We start from the raw sequence: 17,869 nt of genomic DNA, 5'->3' as shown, positions 1-17,869 counted from the left end.
GTTTTATCCCTCATAAAGATCTGCGAGTATAAATCTTTTACATTTAAATTCCCCTCTATCAGAACCTTTTCTATTGTAAAAAAATGATAATCTTATTAATTATAATTTTAATTTTTTGTATACCAATACCATACAGTTAAGGCTAAAAGGTGATGATGGAGATGGACTTTAAAATGCACAATGATCTGGGTCTCGGTTTCATTTGTAAAAATGCAAGAACATCGTCAAAGCCAACGTTAAGAAAAGTTACTTTTCCGGTAAGCGCATATGAAACGTCTAAGCTTTCTTTAACCGGTTTTCAATGCCCCACAGCCTGCCGTTTTCCTTTTTTTGTGCTATGCATGATAATCCATAACCATCTTTCGTCTGCATGCCCTATCACCCAAAATGAATGTTCAAATCATATCTCGCAATTTTCTATCGACATTAAAGTACAAGATTGGCTTAGCCGTTCAAGAGTAGCGTTTATTGATTTCCATAATCTTAGAAATACAGATAAAACCACTTTAATAACAGTGAACCATCTTGAAGCTTTACTTACTGTTATGTCGACTACTCTTGTCGCTTATGTTCCATATTCAAAAAAGAGACTAAACTTTAGCTTTCTAAACTCATTCACTTTGTCTAAAACTTCTCAAAGTTACACATTAACTTTCCCGGTAGTTCTCAGTCCGCTTTTAGATGCTCTTGGCGACTTCATTCAGGAATGCATAACCGAAAAATTGTTAAAACGACGAAATTCGAATTTCATGGTTTACGAGTATCTTAAACGTTCAGGCCAGAGCTCTCATAAAGTGGAGGACATTAATAACGACTTACAGCTTAAAAGTCTAAATATAAGACTTATGAGCGTCCTTACTGGCCTTTCTCAGCAAGGACTCATTTCATTTATTTGCGAAGGAAAGAGGGGCGACCGGAGAATAGAAGAGCTTCAGTTTATACCTTATGTTCAACGAACTTACCCTGAGGTATTAACTTTTGAGGAATGGATTAGCCTAGTTGATTAGAATTTACTCTATTTCAGCACGGCCAGTATTTCTGTTTCCGTTTTCCGTGTATTCGGCTTACTTCCTACGGATCGGTAAGCGCTGAGTCTGTGTATGACGAATCCACGCTCTTCATAGAGGCCCAAAGTGAATGATGTCAGGCTATTTGATATCGCAACAGCAGCGCCTTTTCTGTGAGCGTCAACGAGCATATTTGCTAACAGCACGTGGTCGCTTTGGCTGAACGGTTTACCATCGTAACTGACAAAACTAGTTTTGCTTGTTTTGTCATATGGCGGATCACAGTAAATCTGATCTCCTTCACCGGTTGCGGCCAGAGTCTCCTCAAAACCAGCGGTGATCAGTTCAATACCTGAAAGACGAAATGAAAGGTAGTCTATTTTATTGAGGTCAAGCTTCAGTTCTGTATGTTTCCCCCACGGCACTGAATAGATTCTTTCTGAGTTATAGCGGCACATACCGTTATAGCCCAGGCGATTCAGGGAGTAAAACAAAGCCGCTCTTTGAAGCGATTGACCAGAAATACAGGTTTTGTTGAAACGGTCCCTCATCTCATAGTAGTCCTTTTCGACAAAGGTTTTATCCGCCAAGTTTTGGACCTGATTTATAAAGTTAGTTTTCTGTCTTTGAATAGTCCTGTATAGGTTGATCAAGTCTGGATTGCTATCTGCAAGCAATGCATTTTGTGCAAACATGTTCAGAAAAACGGCACCACCGCCTATAAAGGGTTCTACCCACCGGCAACTATGATCGTGTGGGTAGTGATGGCTGATGAAAGGCATCAGTTTCGTTTTTCCACCAGCCCATTTGATTATCGGCATGTGTCTGAGATGTCGAGTCAAAGTGTCTATACCTGAGAGAGAAATTTAGGTGCTGGTATCGTACCTAACCACGGGCTTTAACTAATAACTTAGGGAGCAAAAAAAAGTTGTTTAAGACGCACAGTTTTGACTTTCAGCATTTCGGATTTATAAGATTTTTCCTCACTTATACCTGAACTTTATGTTTTGGATTTATGTATTTGTTTATGAAGCGATTTTTATGCCATCACAAGTAATGGGGAGCCACCTTTTTTTGTAAAAAATCAGAATAGGCTCAAAAAGTACCTTTTTTGCGAAAAATTATGAATTTTTTTTTCGGTAGTATCCCCGCTACGCAGAAAGTAAGCAGAAAAATGTAACGGAGCCCCTATGAGTGTTTTACTGACAGAACCTACACAGCAAGCTAATGACAAGGTCTTTAAAACGGCCCATGTTGCCTTTTCAGTAGTTACTGGCACAGGCCGTTACGTCACTGGGCTTAAACAGTTCCGTGATGCAAACCCTGAACTTTGTACTGAAGTAAGTGACCAGAAAGCATGGGCTATCCACCCTTCAGTAATTCAGGTCACGCCAGGCTTCAACTCCCGCGAAATGGGAATGGGTGACGATTACTATAAGCTCCCTGAGGTTGAAGAACACATCTACAACATCAAGAATGCCTACATTCGAGGTGACTATGTAGACCCTATCCGAGTACGTGTCATTGATGGGGTACCTTTTGTTCGCCAGGGGCACTGCCGTTTAAAAGCCGCAATGATGGCATGTGATGAAGATCATGACATCACAATCCTTTGCGTTGAGATTAAAGAAGATGAAATTGGCTGTGAGCTCGCGACCATTGATGGTAACCGTGGTCTTGCGCTTTCTCCTGTTGCGCTTGGCGAGTCCTATCGTCGCCTACATTCTCTTGCTGGCTGGTCACTCGAACGAATTGCTCAACGTGAAAATAAAAGCCCGACGACCATCAGTTCTCTTATCCGCCTGACAACCTGTTCTGTTGTTATCAAGAAATGGATTCATGCTGACGCTATTTCGTATGTTAACGTGCTTTCACTGATCGATGAGCTCGGCGAAACAGAAGCAATTTCACGTATCAAGAAGATGATCGCAGAACTTGAGCAGGCCGATGCGAATGGCATCACGGTGAAAAAAACCCAACATGGTCAGGTACGAGTCAGACCTTCAGACTTCAAGCCAGCACGGATTCCGCCGGTTATTGCCACAAAAGCCGTAGAAGGCGTCAAACTCATCACCACCAGCTTATTACAGAAACTGGGGGATATTGAATTGCCGGAGCTGACAGATTCAAGTGCTGACGAAGAAATCAACATTACGTTGAACCGCAGTACTCTGGAGATGTTGAGAAATCTTTCAAAAGAGATCACAGAATCAGAGAACAAGCAGCTTCGCCGTGCGGAGAATCGTCAGGCAAAACTTAATGGTGAGAAGCCAAAATACCCACGTAAAAAAAATGCTAAGAAGGCAGGGGAAGAGACCGATCAGGATACTGACCCACAGCCGGACGCAGAATAATTTACTTTTGGCAAAGTGCTGGTTTTGTCAGAGTCATTAAGGATTCAGGCTTTTTGCCCGCCTTTTTTAAACCTCCATGTATCGTTCTTGCCCCGTTTATGCGGGGCTTTTTTTTTGCTTCTTTCTATGAGTTGACATCTTTAAGTTTTATTCAGAGACATAAAAAACTTTTTCGTGTCACTGAACCTATTAGGTTACTGAGCGACGTTGCTATCCTGGTAAAAGTTTTTTCTAAAGGACCGGTAAAATGTCATCTCTTGATTCTGAAGCTAAACCCGATAATGCAGGTCACAGCGTACTGGCTTTAACAACCTCTCATAGCCTGGTGGTTAGCTCTCCTGAAACATTTCTTCCAGATATGCGCAAAGAGCTCGGCATTATCGCGGATCTTGTTGAGTCCTATAATGATGAACTCTGCTTGTTGAAACTCATGGCTGTCCAGTTCAAAACCCACAATCACCAGAAACTTTATTCTTATCTCTCAGGCTACAACCACAGCATCTCAGAAGCGGATGCTTTGTTCGCAGAAAACGCTCTGAGATCAGAATACTGGAAATGCGTTATGGCACTCACTGATGTTTTGCCTATCATGTCGGATGCCAAACGTAACGAATGGGATAAGCAGTTTACGGCCGACCGTTATATTATGCCGCCTCAGGTGATCCCTGATTTCACAGCTGACGCTGTAGTGGGCACAGTCGTTGCTTTGCTTAATGACCGCAATCAATTTATTAAAGAAAGGGTTTACGACGTCTTCCAGTCTCTGAGCCGCAGTCACAAGACAAACAAAGCTTTTGGGTTCTCCACCCGCATGATCACTACCGGAGTTTGCGAGCCGTCTAAATACCCCTGGCAGAAATTAAGGGTGGATTTTAAAGAGTCTGGCATTTCACCGCTGAGCGAGCTCCGCGTTATATGCGCATTCTTCCGTGGCGAACAGGTGAAGGCGATCCATAACACCAAATCATTGGTTGAGGCGTTGGTCGAACATGAGGGGTTCAGAAAATGGATCTGCATCGATGGCAACAGTATTCGTTTCAGGGTTTACAAAAATGGATCAATGCATATTGACGTCCACCCTGATATCGCCGAGCGGCTTAACAATATTTTATCAGCTATCGTACCGCTGGCATTACCTGCCGACCGTATGGCTCATAGCAAGAAATCTTTGGAGGCATTCCCTGTACTTAAGCAGTGCATCGACTTTGATACCCGGATGCAGCTTTCTGAACTGATGTTTAAAAATGACGGGGACAATAAATGGAGTTGCTGGACATCTTTAGGGTCTCTCGCCGAACGCAAATCTTCGAGTGTTGCCGCTGACACCCTTCGGTTCTTAGGGGCAACAGTAACAAAATACGATGTGACATTTTCCTATGATCCGTGTGAGGTTATTCGTTACATCGGCCAGATAGGGGAGATGCCTGATATTGTATCGCATCAGTTTTACCCTTCATCTTGCCGAATCAGCGAATATGTATCTTCCCTGCTTGGTGCAGGGGAAGGGGATACCCTCCTGGAGCCTAATATTGGCCATGCGGATTTGCTTAAATCATTCCCTGCCGGTGTGATCGTTACTGGCATCGAGCTTGATACTTTGAATTGCCTTATCTCCCGGGCTAAGGGATACGATACGACAGAAGCTGACTTCCTCACATGGTCTAAGTCTAATCAACAGAAGAAGTTTGATTATGTCGTGATGAACCCACCTTTTGCCGATAACCGGGCCAGGCTGCATCTCCAGGCAGCTGCATCTCATCTCGCAGCCGGGGGATCTCTAGCAGCCGTTCTTCCATTATCTCTTCAGGGGCTCGATAACCTTTTGGGGGAAGAATTCCGGACGGAATGGATGGACGTTTTTGAGAACGAGTTTGAAAACACGACCGTTTCGGTTCGCATCCTGTACGCCGAACGTATTCAACAAGAGGAAGTCCTATGAGCAACCAACCCACCAGCCTGCCAGAAGAAGATATTGAGTTTGTTATGGATACCTTTCAGAGGAGCATGGGTAAATCCAAGCCTGTCAGGGATACTCAACTAGAGGGTGAGAAACCGCAAAGTAAAGAGTCCGCAAACTCAACTGAAAACCCCGGTTATGAAGAATTCTATTAATTACGCTCATGATATCCTGGTGCAGTTATTTAGAATGATATTTGAGGGATGGGGGACATTGTGATTAAAAGGCGTAACATTCGACGATCAGTTTATGGATTGCTTATTGTTCTTATCGCCGGAAATGTGTGGTTAGGCCTTAGAGCTGATAAAATTCATAAAGTGCGTTATCAGGATTTCTGGTCACCGGCAACTGTGATTAAAGTAACTGTAATGCCTTCAACGAATGAAACCCAGCTCAGTGGTAAAATCCCTAAATCGGTAAGAGTTTCAAACAATTATGTTGAGTACTCGTTACCGGGCACACTCTCGGCCAAGACCATTTACCGAAGCGTGTTAGAAGATGAGATGCTCACTTTGCTTAATGCTGGAGGTCAACTTGAAGTTAAATACACTCTGGACAAGCAGACAAATCGAACTAAGGTATGCACTAAGTGCTTACGGGTGATTAAAGATATTAACCATCAATATTCAGCCACTGAGGTAAAGCATGGGCAGTCCAAAATTTGAAATTGCTGAGCAAATTAAAATGTGGATCGTTGTTTATCTAGTTTGCTTTTTAGCACTTTACTGTGTGTTAAGCGCTCTACATGCGCTTTATGATCCGCTAAATTTACCAGCCCTGACGTGGCCTATCAGCTGGTTCCTGGTGCCTGAAATGACAAGTTTTGGCAGTGCATTATTAGCTTTTGTCCTAACGCCAGGCCTTTGCTCTATAATTGCTGTTTTATTCGGTAAGTCTATCTTTAAAAAAGCTAAAACAAAAATATAGAGTTAATTAGATTGGTGGCTCAGGTTTATAAAACCTCTCACTAGTGAGGTTTATTTTTTATTTTTGGCTGAGATTAACAGCGTTTTCCATAAATGTATCAATAACAACCGTAAGAGACTGGCTGGTACCATGGCTATACTCAGGCCAGGGTAAAAAAGGATATGAAGAATACGCCATCAACATGATACTGGTTGGGCAACGCCAGTCCGTTGGAACACCTTTACTGTAATGGACAATCATAGCCGGGCGACTACAATCAATATCTCCAGCGTTTTTATCGAGTACGAAAGTAGCCAGAACGCCGGTGTCCTTCTGGGATACGAAAACAAGGCTGTCAGTAAAAATAAAGGCCATTAAGGAAGAGGCCAGGAAAGCGCCAGTAAATAAGGACTTCTTCTCTTTCCAAACGCGTCGAGCATATAACCCCATTAGCGCTACCGCTGAAACCATTCCGTACCACTGAGCACCCAAAGAAAAATCTGTTACTGTTTTAGATGTCATACTTTCATTAATAGTAATCATTGCGACAATGAATGGTGATGCGATTCCAAGTGTTGCTAGGACTATCAGCGATATTTCAGACCGGTTTTCTTTAGCGGATCCTTTACTTATTGCAGACATTGCTCTGAACATAACGAATGTACTGTTGAGCATCAGATGGATTTGCCCCTATATTTCCAGACACCTGTTATCACTTAACCCATTACTGGCCCGCTGCCGTAGATATTCCCGTGGCGAGCGATAACCCAGTGCACTATGCGGATGCCATTCGTTATAATGCTCGAACGCCTCTGCAAGGTTCTTTGCTGCCGTTAACCCGTCTGGTTTAGGCATGATACTGATGTAGTCACGCTTTATCGTTTTCACGAAGCTCTCTGCTATGCCGTTACTCTCCGGACTCCGCACCGCCGTGTTCTTCGGTTCAAGCCCCAACATCCGGGCAAACTGCCGTGTTTCATTAGCCCGGTAGCATGAACCATTATCCGTCAGCCACTCTACTGGAGACGCCGGAAGCTCGTTGCCGAAGCGGCGTTCCACCGCTCCCAGCATTACGTCCTGTACTGTTTCACTGTCGAAGCCGCCCGTAGTGACTGCCCAGTGCAGTGCCTCACGGTCACAGCAGTCCAGCGCGAACGTGACTCGCAGTTTTTCTCCGTTATCACAGCGGAACTCGAACCCGTCAGAGCACCATCGTTGATTGCTTTCTTTCACGGCCACTTTGCCAGTATGTGCCCGTTTCGATGGCGGTACAGCGGTTTTTCGCTCAAGCAACAGCGCATTCTGGCGCATGATCCGGTAAACACGTTTGGCATTGATAGCAGGCATACCATCAAGTTCGGCCTGTCTGCGAAGCAGCGCCCATACCCGACGATAACCATACGTGGGCAGCTCTCCGATAACATGGTGTATACGGAGAAGCACATCCGTATCATCTGAGTGACGGCTGCGGCGACCATCTTTCCAGTCATCGGTTCGTCTGAGAATGACGTGCAACTGCGCACGCGACACCCGGAGACAACGGCTGACTAAGCTTACTCCCCATCCCCGGGCAATAAGGGCGCGTGCGCTATCCACTTTTTTGCACGCCCGTATTCAACGGCTTCTTTAAGGAGTTCATTTTCCATCGTTTTTTTGCCGAGCAGGCGCTGGAGTTCTTTAATCTGCTTCATGGCAGCAGCAAGTTCAGAGGCAGGAACGACCTGTTCTCCTGCGGCCACAGCAGTAAGACTTCCCTCCTGGTATTGCTTGCGCCAGAGAAATAACTGGCTGGCTGCCACACCGTGTTGCCGGGCAACAAGGGAGACCGTCATTCCCGGTTCAAAGCTCTGCTGAACAATAGCGATCTTTTCCTGTGTAGTACGCCGTCTGCGTTTCTCCGGTCCTAAGACATCAATCATCTGCTCTCCAATGACTAGTCTAAAAACTAGTATTAAGACTATCACTTATTTAAGTGATATTGGTTGTCTGGAGATTCAGGGGGCCAGTCTATCAGAAAACAGCATAAGAGCATGTATAACATTGGGTTTCCTCAACCTAGAAGTGATGGTTTCCCTGTTATTTTACATAAATTTGACTCAACAGATGCTTTTAAAATCTCGCTTCCTTGAATTTACAAACATATCAGCACAATTGGCAAACATAAAGGAGCAGCGTCTATCAAAAGTTACTTTTATGATTGGTTGAATACTCATTTTGAAGGCTAAAATCCAAAAAAGTGGATACAAAAAGTTACTTTTGCGTCATCCAGATGCACTGCCGCCATTTTGCATTCTGTACGTTGGTTGCTTTCTCACTTGATGTCTCTTTTAACAGGCAAATTATCACTTTATCCGACCGGACCTTGTAGGCTGAATCCGTAGAATAAGGCTATAACCTATTCCCGGAGCATCATATGCGTAAAACTCTAATTGGCTGCATGGTTGCAACTGCCCTTGCTACTGTATCTTCGGCACATGCTCAGGTATTTAGCTACTCATTTACAGATACCAATAAGGCTGTTCGGAATATCAAACCTGCAACACAAACATATCTTAATCCCGCTGGTGTTTTGACTCTGAACTTGATATCGGGTCTTGATCGGTACGAGCGAGTGACGGTCACACGAGACAGCGATAAAAAGGTTATGTATTCCTCCGTCTCGACCAAAACGAGCGTTGCAGATCGTATCGTTGCTGCCGATGGAACAGAATACTATGGAAAGGATATGGTTCTACCGGCGCTCGGAGAAGGGACCTTTACTGTAGTCAATGAAACTCTGGATATTCGCCAGACTGTAGTGAGCACATCTACTTATCATTTCATCGTTGATACAACTCCTCCACGCTATAAGAGTATTTATCCGAGTCAAAACGCAGGTTACGACATGGTACTTTCTGGGCCACTTTGGGAGTTGGGCCGAGGCGGTAGTGGCCAGTTTTCTATATTTGCAGACGGTATTGAGGATGCTAGTGGAATTGACAAGATCCGTCTTGTCATTAAACGAAGTAATGGTTCTGTGGTCTCCGACAATAACCTGAGTTATGACACAGCCAATAAACGTGCGTTCTATCCGTGGATTAAAGATATGAACACCCAGGCTGGCATGCCCTCAAGTGATCTTGATGAAGAATTCACCTTCAATTTCATCGTTACGGACCTGGCAGGAAATACGCTTAACATTCCTCCCCAGCGGTTTTTATATGACGATCAAATGGGAGAATTTACGCCATTTGCAGTTCATGACTCACGTGTAAGCACCAGTGTTGTACCCGGCATTTCTTCGGGATACGTCCCGTTTAAACGAGGCCTTACAGTGCTGGAAAACCCCTACAAGTTGGTTATACGTATCCCAAGAACTAACTGGAAGCCATATCGAAATGGTGGCATGAGCATTACCAATAACTATGGCGGAGTACAGGTCCTTTCCGAAGATGCCACCTATGTCTACGTGGAAGTTAAGCTGCCACAGGGTGCCTTAGATGGAAACTACTATAGACCTGTGAATACATATCAATGGTCTGGAGGAGATCTTGGTCAGTATGCCAGCTGGCTCAACTGGGATCCTGCCTCTGTAAAGAGTCCGGCTTGGGGAAGTTCACCCATAGAACGACAAAAGGCTGATGGAACATGGTTCAACAGCGTAAACTGGAACCTGTTCAAGGCATCTGATATGCCTATAAAACTTACTAATATCCGATTCAATGTACAGGCCAGGCCATATGATCAAAAAATCACTGGCGGAGCAACATGCAGTATTCCAGCTGGCTCAACAACCTGTACCGTCTCTTTGCCCCAGGATATTATAAATGGCACTACCGGTTATCTTCATAGTGGCTATGAAGTAAGGTCAACCACCGAAGCAACCTTCTTTGCCCCTATATGGGAGAATATAGCCTGGCATACACTGGGTCCCTCCGTCACTGGATTTGATTACAATGAAACCACCAACATTCTCCAGGTTTACGTGAATCAACCTGGAGATGGTTCATATTTCGACCATGTTTATGTAAATCGAGTTTGGTTGTCAGATAAAAACCGTAACAACGCAGAAATAAGCGTAACCGGCAAACAAACAGGTAGAAATATGGCGTCTGGGAACTACACGTATGAGTTCAACATGAAAGAGGTACCAGAAGGCAGTTATAACGTGGTGATTAATGCCCAAGATACATTCAACAATACCGGTAACCTCCCTTATCAAACAGTTGTCGTTGATAATACAGCACCATCTGTAAGTATTAGCTACGAAGGAAAACCGATCAGCAAAAACGTAACAGTATATGGGCTGGAGAACGTCCGTATACAGCTCACCGATGCTCTAACTAAACCATCCTTAAGCCGTATGACTCTTCGCGGTGGCCCTGTTTCTGATGCGGTGGAATTGTCTTGGGTGAATCTGGGAAACAACCTGTATGCACCTAATTATCCCAAGATCTTTCCGTCTCTTAATGAAGGCGAAACATACACTCTCACAGTTCAGGCCAAAGATGAGATGAACAACGTTAAAGAAAGCTCAGTCGAATTTAACTACCTTCCAAACAATCTCGTCAGGCTAGAGAATCTGAAAACCTTAGCTGTCAATGCTTCTCTCAAAACATCTGACAATACTGCTCTGGCTGTTCTGTATGCCAGCCAGCTGCGTAAAAAGGATGGTTCAATCGCTACAGGGCTTCAGGACGCAGTGCTTACTGTCCGTAAGGACGCTGCATTCGGCGTGACTGTAAATGGCGTTTCTGCGATGCCAGGTGAAAGCAAAGAGCTTCAACTGGATTTGGGGCTCGGGGACAGCCGTAGCTTTCCTATTTTCCCTGCTGTATCCGGCCTTACTGGCAGATCTGAGTTCATGATTAACATTGAAGAATTAAAATAAAGCAGGGCTGTTTTGCTGAAGCACAACGGCCGCCTTCTGATGCGCCGTAGCCCATGTTGTTGCAAATCAGTCCGACGTTCATTGCGTAAGTAACGCTTACTGCGGACCATGGTAGTGATTAGACTCACTACCATGGTCATTTCACCACATATCTTCTCTGCATTGCTCTTGTTGGGCAGACTAGTAACTCGTCACTAAATTGCAGCTTTTGTCTTGCTAAGTCGCTGGTATAACTGCACTACGAAATCGTCAAAAGATTTTATCCCTCATGTAGATCCAATAAATGATCCCAAAGGTGCCAGAGAGTACAAAGAAGATCCCGGTACGCTGTAGGCCGCATGGTTACTGGGCTGGAGCATTGTCACTGACAACAGTAGCGACATAAGTGACAACGGGAGTGACTTAAAAGACAATGGTAGAGACTATTTCGACGTTGGTAATGATTTTAAGTGACAATGGTAGTGAGGTTAGACTTAAACTTCCACTGTGAGGTAAGGTGACTCGCATTATTTAAATAAATCATTACTTTCAATTACTTGCGACACGAGTCTGCATGTATGCTTCTATTTCTCAAAAATTTATCCACCGAAAATGCCTGTGGCTGTGATTTAGCTTTGACGACAGTTTTTATCAGGGAGGCAAGTTGAGACCTGTATAAGAACTAAGCATTTATTTATCCCCATTTTCCACAAGGTAGTTCCAATAATTAGTACCTTAGTGTTCCTGATAGATCAAAAGAGATCCCCGCTGCCTCCAGGCCAGACGGCACAAGGCCTGAGACGTGATCAGTGACAACAGTAGTGATTATTTTGACATTAGTAGTGATTATTATAACGTTGGTAATGAGTTTTTTGACATCAGTAGTGATCAGAGCGACAATAGTAGTGACTTTTCATTAGATCTTTTTAACTTGATCTGATCCGTTGTTGATAAGAGTTGCAGGTCATTGTATGCAAAGAGTTTTTGCCAAGTTTTAATGAGTGGAGTCGTTTTTTTAGGTAGAACTTATGCACAGATATGGATCATCACAATGATCCATCCAGTGACATAGAGTTCGCTGGGGCTTACTATTCACCAATCTGTTTACACATTCAGTGATAACTTATTATGACTAAAGAGAAAGATACTGAGCAGCAGGACCTGGTCACCAGGGCTTTCTCTGTTAGAGAGAAAGAATCAGGTAAAGACATCATTTTGCGTCCTAACAGCAACCGTACGGTGCAGTCTATTGCTTTGATGCGGCTCGGGCTGTTCGTCCCATCACCAAAGAGTGTGGGGCGTCAAAATCGGGAATATAAAACGGTTGGCTTTGACGCAACGAAAGAGTTACAGACGCTCTCTTTAATGGAGAGCGAGGGGTTCACCAATATTTCAATTGTCGGTGAGCGTCTTAATATGTCAGTAGATTTTAAGACGTGGATGGGCATCATTCGAACCTATGCCAATCATCCGATTAACAATGACACGATAAGCTTAAAATTCACTGAATTCCTCAAGCTATGTACGCCTGAAAATTATCGCTCATCTACAGCGTCCAGAAAACGTATAGACGCCTCCTTACGCAGGTTAGCATCCGTTACCTTGTCGTTCACCAGTAATAACTCGTCCAAAGTCTATACAACGCATCTGGTACAGTCTGCCCTGTTAGACCCGGAATCAGATCAGGTTGTCCTTCAGGTTGATCCTAAGATTTTCGAGCTCTATCAATACGATCATAAGGTTTTGATGCAGCTGAAGGCAATTAAGGAGTTGGCCAAGAAGGAAAGCGCCCAGGCTCTCTATACGTTCATAGAGTCATTACCGCCAAATCCTATACCGATATCCCTTACTCGGCTGAAAAATCGTCTGAACCTCAAAACACGAGCAAATAGTCAGAATGCTACCGTGAGAAAGGCTCTTGAAGAGTTGGCATCGATAGGATACCTCAAGTACACCGAAATTAAGAAAGACGGAAAAGTATACTTCCAGATTCATAAGCGGGATCCCGATCTGAATTTGAACAATACTCAGCCTCCTTTAGAAGTGGTTGAAGATGAAGAAGAGAACTCAGGGTCTTCTGTTTTAGAAGGTGAGTTATGCCCACCAGCTGACCCGATTGACGGCGATGATGTTCTTACCGTCCATGATTTAACCGCTGAAGAACTGCGCTATATTCGTAGTCTTCGAAGCCAGAAAAAGAACAGCAACGCCAGCTAAAGTTAACCCGGCGGTTTAGGCTCCGGGTGCTAAATTACTTCTTCGATTTTCGTTAGTCCCAGCCCGCTCTTTCACGTCAACGGTAATGAGTCAAAAGTCATTACCGTTGTCATTGTTCTCTACCACCCTATGTAGATCGAGATTGCGAAATTCAACGCTTTCTCCTGAGTCACCTGTTAACACCCGGTTTCTACGCTTTACTTCATTGGCCAGTACATCCAACGGAAAATATCGTAACGGGGTGACAATGGCAGTGAGTTGACCCACTCACTACCATCGACATTCAAATCCCGGCTTCTCTGGTAGCTATAGTGACAATGGTAATGATGTGTACCTTACTGGCATTGTCATTGTCCTCCGAGTGTGCGTTCAGCTTTGGGAGGACACCGGAACTTAATGCGGCGAGTCACGGCCATTGTGAATCTCGATTGGATTGGCGAATACGGCTTCCGGTTGGGCCAGATGTCAATGGTTATGCTTCATCCAGCTCATTACTGTAGTCATTGCCGTTCAGTTGAGCTGATGCTCCTCTCATTCTATATGGCGACAACGGTAGTGAGCCCAGAAAGTGACTACCGTTGTCATGGCCGTCCAGTAGAGCGGGTCAACCTCTTAACTCACAGGGTGACAACGGTATTGAGCCCAGAAAGTCACTACCGTTGTCATGGCCGTCTGGTTAAGCAGATCATCCTCTCAATTCACAGGGTGACAATGGTAGTGAGCCTATTAAGTCATTACCGTTGTCATTGCCATCCAGAAGAGCGGATGATCCTCTCAATTCATACGGCGACAATGGCAGTGAGCCCAGCAAGTCACTTCCGTTGTCATAGCCTTCCAGAAGAGCAGATGAGCCTCTTAATTAACAGGGTGACAACGGTAGTGAGCTCATTAAGTCATTACCATTGTCATGGACGTACAGCTGAGCTGCTCATCCTCTCAATTCACACACCGACAATGGTAGTGAGCTATTAAAGTCACTACCATTGTCATATACGTCCAGTTAAGTGGACCATCCTCTCAATACACACGGTGACAACGGTAGTGAGCCATTAGAATCACTACCGTTGTCATTGCTTTTCAGGTGCACTGATAAGGCTCTCAATAGACACGACGACAATGGCAGTGAGCAATTAGAGTCACTACCGTTGTCATTGCTTTCAGCTGAGCTGATAAGGTACGTCATTTACACGATGACAATGGCAGTGAGCCAATCGAGTCACTACCGTTGTTAATGCCGACCAACCGAGGGAAGGGTCCGCTCAAAGAACTGAGTGACAACAGTAGTGAGATCATCCAATCACTACCATTGTCAGCTTAAACCTGTAGGACGAAGAGGCTTGTCCGATAAAATGACGACAATGGAAATGAGCCTATCCATCACTACCACTGTCATTAAAGTCCAGCGGTTCAACGTTAATCAGTAGCTCCGGATGACAATGGTTGTGAGTCAGGCAATTCCCAAGCATTAGGTGACAGCAGCGTAACACCTCTAAGCTCACTTCTGTTGTCAGGGGTTAGGGTATTGAGTCTCTACCGTCGTCAGTGTTTCTGAGACACCAGTATTGCAGATCACTACAATTGTCACTTAAATATCGACGGGGGAGTAGATGCAAGTGACTGGCTAACCAGTACCAGTTTAGATTCAAAACGATCCCATCTTTGTGGATGCGCTTGAGTAAGCTCGTATGACGATATGTCAGAGAAGTGACAACAGGTGTGAGTTGCCGGACTCACTCCCGTTGTCATCCCCGGTTGAAGGAAGAGAATCCCCGGGGCTGTATATTTACCAGGTATCCTTACTCAAGGGGTTCGACACTCACTCCCATTGTCGTAATCAACGAGTATGCATTGTCTTTTGAAAGCATCGCTGGAAACGTACGATTAAAGTAACTTTTCTTTCGGTTCTTCCTTGCGAATCTCTGAAGACGTACTGGCTGATCGGAGTCGAGGAGGGCAGTAAAATTGAAGCCGTCAGTTTTACTGTCGGCTCCGGGTAGTTACTTCAACTCGTCGATCTGAATCATGAATTCTGAGGTGCCAACTTTCCCATTTTCGGAAGGATAAACGGGTAACAGAAGATTATCCCCCTGGCCCATATCTATTTGCACCTCAACTGACTCGCCTGGAGCCGCCTGTGCCCCATTAAATTTAATACCGAAGGCTGCATCCTTCCGCACAGTCAGCGTTGCGTTCTGGACCCCTTTAGCAATTTCTCCATTTGTCTTACGCAGAACGTTAGTGGACAGGTACGCAAGTGGTACGCCATCTGTCGTTTTGAGAGGTGAACTGACCGACAATGTGCGTAGATTATGTAACTGCACAAGGTTATTCGGTAGATAACTGAACTTCTGAGTATAGGTTTTGGTATTCGACTGACTATCGGCAACTGTTACGCTAATTGAATAATTTTCAGATGGTTCGAAATTTGGGAACAGCCTCGGATACTCAGGCATGTATGTATCTTTGCCTGCCGGTGACCACGTAAGCTCAACGTTATCAGCTGTGGGGCCACCTACGAGCTGAAGACGGGTTATCCTCGGGGTTGTCAGATTATCTGCCAGAGCGATCCTGAGGTTCTCCAGGCCGTACACTACCGTATCGTCTTTTACCGGCTTTCCGTCGAATGTTATGGCCACTGTCGGAGGAGTGTTATCCAGAGCAATTTCTCCGAAAGTTTTATTGGTCTGGTTCTGGAAGAAGTCCCTGATGTTGACCTCAACGTTGTATTTTCCTTCAGACTGACGGGATAAATCATAAGCAATCGTGTAGTTACCTGAGATACGAGATTTGATTACGCCTGTTGGTGACATCCGGGTACCGGTGTTCTTATCGGAAAGATAAAATTCCCTCAATGAGACCGAGTCGAACCAGTTACCATCGCCTTCAAGTGACGCCAGTACATCCAGCTGCTTGTTAGTCTCGTCATATGATATCGAGTTTATTACCGGCAGTTGTTTATTGTTCCAGCGTGTCATAATCCATTGCTCAGACCGCAAAATGGGATTGCTGATGCTGCGAACGAAGTAAAGGATTCTATTGTAGCCCTGGGTACCCAAGGCCATATCAAACGTCTCAGGCGCTTCACACGAGGTTTTTCCTGCCGGAATGGTGCAGGTCGCCTTACCGCCGATCTCCTGTGCAAAGGGCCGGGCTTCAACGTTAAAACGAAGTCGGGAAATTTTAATTGGCAGTCGTGATGAAGCCACACTCTCAAAATCCTTCCACTTAACCCAGTTCCCCTTATCATCGAGGAAATCTACCCAGGTACCCGCAAATGCAGGCGTTTGGTTTGCAGATGGGTTTAGAACGAGGCTGTATGACGGATAATACCCTCCCCACTGGCCAAAGTTCGCCATACGAGCCATATCCCCATTAATTGAGCCATAGGGAAGAGTCATTTCAACATAAGCATAAGTGCTGTCTACAGCTATCTCTTTGGGGGCGGAATATTGATTGATGAACTGAAGCCCACCTTCTGAATAAGCACGGTAGTTAGATTTTGGGATCCGGTAGACTAATCGAATAGGGTTTTCGTTAACGACCATACCGGCTTTGTAAGCCGGATAATTAGAAACCCCGGGTACGACGCTGGAAGACGTATTTGGATCATGAACGGCCCACAGTGTCATCTCACCCAGCGTGTTGTCGTAGCGAAATTTTTGAGTTGGCAGCGTTCGGCTATTACCTGCGTTATCGAAGATAACAACTTTTGCAGTAAAGTCTTCATCCAGGTTGCTGTCTGGTATTCCGGTTCCCTTAACTGAATTCTTAGAGTAAGTGTGGTACATCTTTTGGCCGGATACGTCATACTGCATCTGTGTAGTGCTGTAGAGGCTACCGTCCTGCCTGTAAATATATATTAGGCCCTTATCAATACCATTTGCATCACTTACGCCCGAAGAGGTGAAGTCATACTGCCCCGTTGCCTCTAATCCAAGCTTCCACACGTCACCAGCGGTAGAGCCAGAACCAGTATTAGCGGTAAGAGCATTTGCCGCTGGAGGGGTGACATCAATTAGCCAGTTATAGTTATAGGTCGCTACAGGCTTCTGATTGAGATCTAACACGTTTATCTGAACGACAAATTTGCCTTCACCCAAAGCAGGCAAAGTTACTTTTTTGCCGTAGAACTCACTACCGTCAGCAGCTGTTAGTCGGTCTGATACACCCGTCCGTGTAGTCGTAGTATTAAGAATGACAGTTCCAGTGTCTTTCGTGACTTTGACATTAACGAAACGATCAAGACCTGAAATAAGTGTCAAAGTTACCGGTGATGCCGGATTAAGCATAAGACGAGAAGACGGGGCGTGGATCTCAATACCGTTCGTGTCCTTAAAGGCCGATTCATATATCTGAGCTGGGGCCTGAACAGACATACCGAGTCCGGCTACAGCAGTAATAAAAGCGAGATGTTTCATTCTTATTCCCCTTTAGGTTTGGTGTTATTTTAAGCTTTTCCTAAAGGTCACTATGTTCGTAAAAGTATAAAAAACTTCTCCATATGGTGCTCGAAATTACAAATCTATAATTTGCCTTTCGACAAACCTTATTGTGCGTTCAGGACGTAAATCTTTCTTTT

12 protein-coding genes are annotated in these 17,869 nt (G+C 44.7%); 8 read left to right on the top strand and 4 right to left on the bottom strand.

The genetic code is table 11. From position 1 onward, the window contains the following. Positions 1-152 precede the first annotated feature (152 nt). Positions 153-1,007 (top strand): hypothetical protein, encoded by an 855-nt coding sequence (locus OOJ60_RS19085; RefSeq protein ID WP_000970403.1) that lies wholly within the window; start codon positions 153-155, stop codon positions 1,005-1,007. 8 nt (positions 1,008-1,015) lie between these two features. On the opposite strand, the gene OOJ60_RS19080 is transcribed toward OOJ60_RS19085, so the two are convergent. Next, entirely contained in the window at positions 1,016-1,828 is an 813-nt protein-coding gene (locus OOJ60_RS19080) for a DNA adenine methylase (RefSeq protein WP_001121575.1), read from the bottom strand. Positions 1,829-2,197: 369 nt separating this feature from the next. Between OOJ60_RS19080 and OOJ60_RS19075 the strand changes: the two genes are divergently transcribed. The 5 genes from OOJ60_RS19075 (at position 2,198) to OOJ60_RS19055 (ending at position 6,245) form a co-directional block, all read left to right on the top strand. Then, the gene (locus OOJ60_RS19075; protein ID WP_000114859.1) at positions 2,198-3,361 is read left to right on the top strand and encodes a hypothetical protein; all 1,164 of its coding nucleotides are present in this window, start codon (positions 2,198-2,200) and stop codon (positions 3,359-3,361) included. Positions 3,362-3,608: 247 nt separating this feature from the next. After that, positions 3,609-5,300 (top strand): DUF4942 domain-containing protein, encoded by a 1,692-nt coding sequence (locus OOJ60_RS19070; protein WP_042634269.1) that lies wholly within the window; start codon positions 3,609-3,611, stop codon positions 5,298-5,300. Then, the gene (locus tag OOJ60_RS19065) at positions 5,297-5,473 is read left to right on the top strand and encodes a hypothetical protein (protein WP_000070863.1); all 177 of its coding nucleotides are present in this window, start codon (positions 5,297-5,299) and stop codon (positions 5,471-5,473) included. The genes OOJ60_RS19070 and OOJ60_RS19065 overlap by 4 nt, the downstream gene beginning before the upstream one ends. Before the next feature lie 60 nt (positions 5,474-5,533). Then, entirely contained in the window at positions 5,534-5,983 is a 450-nt protein-coding gene (locus OOJ60_RS19060; protein ID WP_094875903.1) for a hypothetical protein, read from the top strand. Next, the gene (locus OOJ60_RS19055; protein ID WP_000535422.1) at positions 5,964-6,245 is read left to right on the top strand and encodes a hypothetical protein; all 282 of its coding nucleotides are present in this window, start codon (positions 5,964-5,966) and stop codon (positions 6,243-6,245) included. Before OOJ60_RS19060 ends, OOJ60_RS19055 begins: the two co-directional genes overlap by 20 nt. A 57-nt stretch (positions 6,246-6,302) precedes the next feature. Here OOJ60_RS19055 and OOJ60_RS19050 read toward each other — a convergent pair whose 3' ends face one another. Continuing rightward, positions 6,303-6,899, bottom strand: a complete 597-nt coding sequence (locus tag OOJ60_RS19050) for a hypothetical protein (RefSeq protein WP_046788420.1) — start codon at positions 6,897-6,899, stop codon at positions 6,303-6,305. 15 nt (positions 6,900-6,914) lie between these two features. Beyond that, positions 6,915-8,143, bottom strand: a protein-coding gene (locus OOJ60_RS19045) for an IS3 family transposase (protein WP_152919722.1) whose coding sequence is annotated in 2 segments (ribosomal slippage) — positions 6,915-7,828 and positions 7,828-8,143 — 1,230 coding nt in all. Because the reading frame shifts where the segments join, the coding sequence is not laid out codon by codon here. A 494-nt stretch (positions 8,144-8,637) separates the two neighbouring features. Between OOJ60_RS19045 and OOJ60_RS19040 the strand changes: the two genes are divergently transcribed. Both OOJ60_RS19040 and repHI2 read left to right on the top strand, forming a co-directional pair. After that, positions 8,638-11,094, top strand: a complete 2,457-nt coding sequence (locus OOJ60_RS19040; RefSeq protein ID WP_001572417.1) for an Ig-like domain-containing protein — start codon at positions 8,638-8,640, stop codon at positions 11,092-11,094. Positions 11,095-12,201: 1,107 nt separating this feature from the next. Further along, positions 12,202-13,290 (top strand): IncHI-type plasmid replication initiator protein RepHI2, encoded by a 1,089-nt coding sequence (gene repHI2, locus OOJ60_RS19035; protein ID WP_000159529.1) that lies wholly within the window; start codon positions 12,202-12,204, stop codon positions 13,288-13,290. A gap of 1,997 nt (positions 13,291-15,287) precedes the next feature. Here the strand turns inward: repHI2 and OOJ60_RS19030 are convergent. After that, positions 15,288-17,708 carry an Ig-like domain-containing protein gene (locus tag OOJ60_RS19030; RefSeq protein WP_000681217.1) on the bottom strand — a complete coding sequence of 807 codons (2,421 nt, stop codon included), beginning with the start codon at positions 17,706-17,708 and terminating at the stop codon, positions 15,288-15,290. Positions 17,709-17,869 lie beyond the last annotated feature (161 nt).

This window comes from Citrobacter sp. R4 (assembly GCF_026719175.1).
GTDB classification, from domain to species: domain Bacteria; phylum Pseudomonadota; class Gammaproteobacteria; order Enterobacterales; family Enterobacteriaceae; genus Citrobacter_A; species Citrobacter_A sedlakii.
Note: the sequence above shows the minus strand (reverse complement) of the source record. Positions and strands in the feature narration are given on the sequence as shown.